Raw genomic sequence first — 3,578 nt, forward strand, 5'->3', positions numbered from 1 at the left:
TTATACTATTAAAGATTGTGAATATCGAAGAGTACAACTTGGGGTAGAAAAGTGATCTGTAATTGGACATTCATTCGGTTGATAATTAGCAAAGGAAATTTGTTATATAGAAGATATACAATAAAGTTAAAGGTTGCTATAAAAGTAAAATCTTATGGGAAATACATATTCTTAATGGTAATTCAAAACAACTTTAGTTAAGTTGTTTTTTTAGTTGCATTTTTAGTACGGTCGTACTAAAATGTAATTATGAAAAATGAAAAAATTAATCGTCGTATACAGATTATTGAAGATGCTATACAAGTTATTGTTGAAGTTGGATATACAAATGCCTCTATTGGGAATATTGCAAAAAGGGCTGGGGTTAGTAAAGGAGTTGTAACGTACCATTTTTCTAATAAAGAAGAACTGATGAGGGCTGTTGTTGAACATTCGTACGCAATGGCAATACCTTTTATGGAAAAATTCATGAATGAGTCAGATAGTGCACAAGCATTACTCCGTGCGTACATTGAATCGAATCTTAGATTCATTTTTGAACATCAAAAATACGTAAGGGCAATCATTGAGGTCGTTTCCAATGCCCGTACAGATGATGGTGAGCTACTATATAAGGAGGAGGATGAATCGATATATGAGCCGTTAATTGAGATTTTTAAGCTGGGGCAGGAGGTAGAAGGGAGTTTTCGAGATTTTTGTCCAATAATAATGGCTAAAACAGTGAGAAGTGTGATTGATTCAATGGGAACCAAAGTTGTGAATAATGATATAGCGGACATGGAGAAAACAATATCCGAAATTGTTGATACATTTGATTTTGCAACTAGAAAAAATTCGTAAATGGGAGAGGGGATTTATGAAGGATATTGAGTATAAAAGGTTAGATGAAAAAGTTATAAATGTAAAAACGCTTGAAGGGTTTGTTACATTAGGTGTTTTTGCAGTTATGCTTCTTGCGATAATTTACTGTACAAACGTATTTGGCTGGCCAAGATGGATAGTAATTTTATCAGCGTGTTTAGTAGTAGCCTCTATACCGTTTGAACTATATCTTTTACCAAAGTGGAGGTACCAGTTATGGAGATACAGTATTAGTGAAACAAGTATTCAAATTCGAACAGGCATATTATTTAAACGGAATATATTAATTCCTATGGGGAAGGTTCAGCATGTTGCTGCCAAACAAGGTCCTATTTTAAAAAAATATAATTTATATACAATTACCTTATCAACTGCTGCAGGTAGTCATGAAATTTTTGGATTAGCTGAAGATAAAGCTGATATCATTCGTAAAGATATTGAAGTATATGCGGGGTTAAACGATGAACAAGTCTGAAAAGTTACGAAACCATCGTCTTCATCCGATTTCGATTCTCTACTTTATTGTTACTGCTATTAAGGAGTCTGTCTCTTATATATGGGTATTTCCACTACTAGTATTGTTGGTGCATAAGCAAATAAGTGAGCACATTTCTCCTTTCATGATTATTTTCGTTACTGTTACTTTTCTTATCCTATTATTTATTGTTATAGCAATTTTGAAGTGGCAGTCATTTACTTACCGAATAATTGATGGAGCAATATATATTGAATCTGGGTTATTTGTGATAAATAAAAGATGGGTGCACCCTGAACGTATTCAATCAATCGATTCTACAGTCCGTGTTTATGACCATATATTTTCTACACGTACATTAACAATTGAACTTGCAGGTGGGGAAGAATCAAGCATTATTCTTAGCTGTATATCAAAAGAAGAAGAACAGCGTTTACGCAGAGTTTTAGGGGAACAAATACATGTTGATTCAATAGACGACCACTTTGATGATTCAGTGTTTCAATTAAAGAATAGTAATCTCATTTTACACAGTCTTCTTTCACCTAAGTTTGGGATTGTACTTACAATTATATCTGGGGCGTTATTAAAGTATTTGGATGTGACAAAAGAAACCGATCGAGAAACTTTGTTCACTCATTTATCCAATTGGTTAGGTACTTACTGGATTGTAGTGACAATTTTAATGGTTATTCTTTGTTCATTCGCTTTATCATTACTCATTACATTTGTAAGTGATTATAATTTTAAATTATATAAGAATAGCAATGGTGACCTTGAGATTGAACAAGGTCTACTTGAAAAGAAAAGACGAACAGTATCGAAAAATCGTTTACAAGCTATTATCATCATTGAGGGGCCATTGCATCGCTTATTGGGATATGCCTCAATTAAGGCTGTTATTATTCGTAATAGTCAAGATAAAGAAGGGGAAAAAACGATTACTCTTCTTCCTTTTGTGAAAAAGGAGTATGTACAATCTTTTCTAGAACCGTTTACTGGTTATCAGATGATAAATAACTTTAAAGTTCTTACTAAGAGAGCCAAGTTTCATTATATTGTGCTTCCAGGTATATTAGGAAGTATCCTTTCGATACCAATTTGGTTATTTCTTCAATCTAATTATTATGTTTTTGGAATACTTCTTCCGATCGGATTTTTATTTATCGGATTAATGAGTTATAAAATGACGGGTTGGAACCAAGGTGACGATTTTTTAACCTTACAATATGGAAGTTTGTCCCGTAAAACGGCTATCATTAAGCGTGGACGCATTCAATGGTCATCGATTGACCAAACATATTTTCAAGATAAAGGGAATTTGGCTTCGATTCGGATTGCAGTTGCATCTGGAAAGGAAAATGTGAAACTTTCGTTAAGTAATATTCCGATTGAAGAGGCAGAAACTATTTATCAACACACACTGATAACTGAAAGATCATGATAAATTTTATGTTGATAATAGTTTGGTATGGTAAAAGCAAGAGATTATCTAGAGTACAGGTAGCGATCCTTTCGTAGAGAGGGATCGTATTTTTTTTAACTAAAGAGGCAAAAGTCATTTGTTAGGGATTATACTTAAAGTAAAGGGTCCGATACTTCATTAAGAGGTATCGCATTTCTTATTGAACTATATTGTTCTAACTATCTTGGAGATTTATAATTTTTTATCAAGAAAGAGGAGTATTTTATATGAAGATAAGTAAACAAAACGCAGAACATTACACATGGGGAGGTATTTGTGATGGATGGCATCTAGTAAAAAATAAAGAATTAAGTGTCATTCACGAACGGATGCCCGTTAACACATCAGAAGTAAGGCATTTTCACAATCAAGCACGTCAATTTTTCTTTGTTTTATCCGGCACTGCCACGTTAGAAGTCAATGGTGAACGCATAATTTTGAATCCTCAAGAGGGAGTTGAAATAGCACCTTTAACACCACACCAAATGATCAATGACTCAAATGAAGATGTTGAATTTTTAGTAATTTCTCAACCTACCAGTAAAGGCGATCGGGTATTGACAGAAGGATAAATTAGTTTGTTCTTCAACTAACGGGGCAGGTTAGCATTCCTGTAGATCGTTATTTTTAAGCTTTGATAAAAATAGGGCTCCTCAGTAAGATATGAGTATAGACACCACTCTAACTCAAAATCCTAGGAGGAACCCTTACCATGAATTTTAAAATGCAAAACAAACAAAATCAACTAATAGAAAGAATTTCTAGTAATCATCTGAT

General features: G+C 33.4%; 4 protein-coding genes. All 4 read left to right on the top strand.

Annotation, left to right across the window (positions count from 1 at the left end; genetic code table 11):
* The first annotated feature begins 249 nt into the window (after positions 1-249).
* The 4 genes from HU235_RS15155 (at position 250) to HU235_RS15170 (ending at position 3,373) form a co-directional block, all read left to right on the top strand.
* The gene (locus HU235_RS15155; protein ID WP_174880736.1) at positions 250-840 is read left to right on the top strand and encodes a TetR/AcrR family transcriptional regulator; all 591 of its coding nucleotides are present in this window, start codon (positions 250-252) and stop codon (positions 838-840) included.
* Positions 841-856: 16 nt separating this feature from the next.
* Complete coding sequence (locus HU235_RS15160) at positions 857-1,336, top strand: PH domain-containing protein (RefSeq protein WP_174880737.1); 480 nt, start codon at positions 857-859, stop codon at positions 1,334-1,336.
* Positions 1,323-2,780: a PH domain-containing protein gene (locus tag HU235_RS15165; protein WP_174880738.1), complete on the top strand. Its 1,458-nt coding sequence runs from the start codon at positions 1,323-1,325 to the stop codon at positions 2,778-2,780. The genes HU235_RS15160 and HU235_RS15165 overlap by 14 nt, the downstream gene beginning before the upstream one ends.
* 248 nt (positions 2,781-3,028) lie before the next feature.
* Positions 3,029-3,373, top strand: coding sequence for a cupin domain-containing protein (locus HU235_RS15170; RefSeq protein ID WP_174880739.1), 345 nt, complete (start codon positions 3,029-3,031; stop codon positions 3,371-3,373).
* The last annotated feature ends 205 nt before the right edge of the window (positions 3,374-3,578 follow it).

It is taken from the genome of Metabacillus niabensis (genome assembly GCF_902829255.1).
Taxonomy (GTDB): Bacteria; Bacillota; Bacilli; order Bacillales; family Bacillaceae; genus Metabacillus; species Metabacillus niabensis.

Excerpts from the sequence above, each read along its gene's own strand:
- HU235_RS15165 (WP_174880738.1), top strand. The coding sequence starts at position 1,323 with ATGAACAAGTCTGAAAAGTTACGAAACCATCGTCTTCATCCGATTTCG.
- HU235_RS15160 (WP_174880737.1), top strand. The coding sequence starts at position 857 with ATGAAGGATATTGAGTATAAAAGGTTAGATGAAAAAGTTATAAATGTA.
- HU235_RS15155 (WP_174880736.1), top strand. The coding sequence starts at position 250 with ATGAAAAATGAAAAAATTAATCGTCGTATACAGATTATTGAAGATGCT.
- HU235_RS15170 (WP_174880739.1), top strand. The coding sequence starts at position 3,029 with ATGAAGATAAGTAAACAAAACGCAGAACATTACACATGGGGAGGTATT.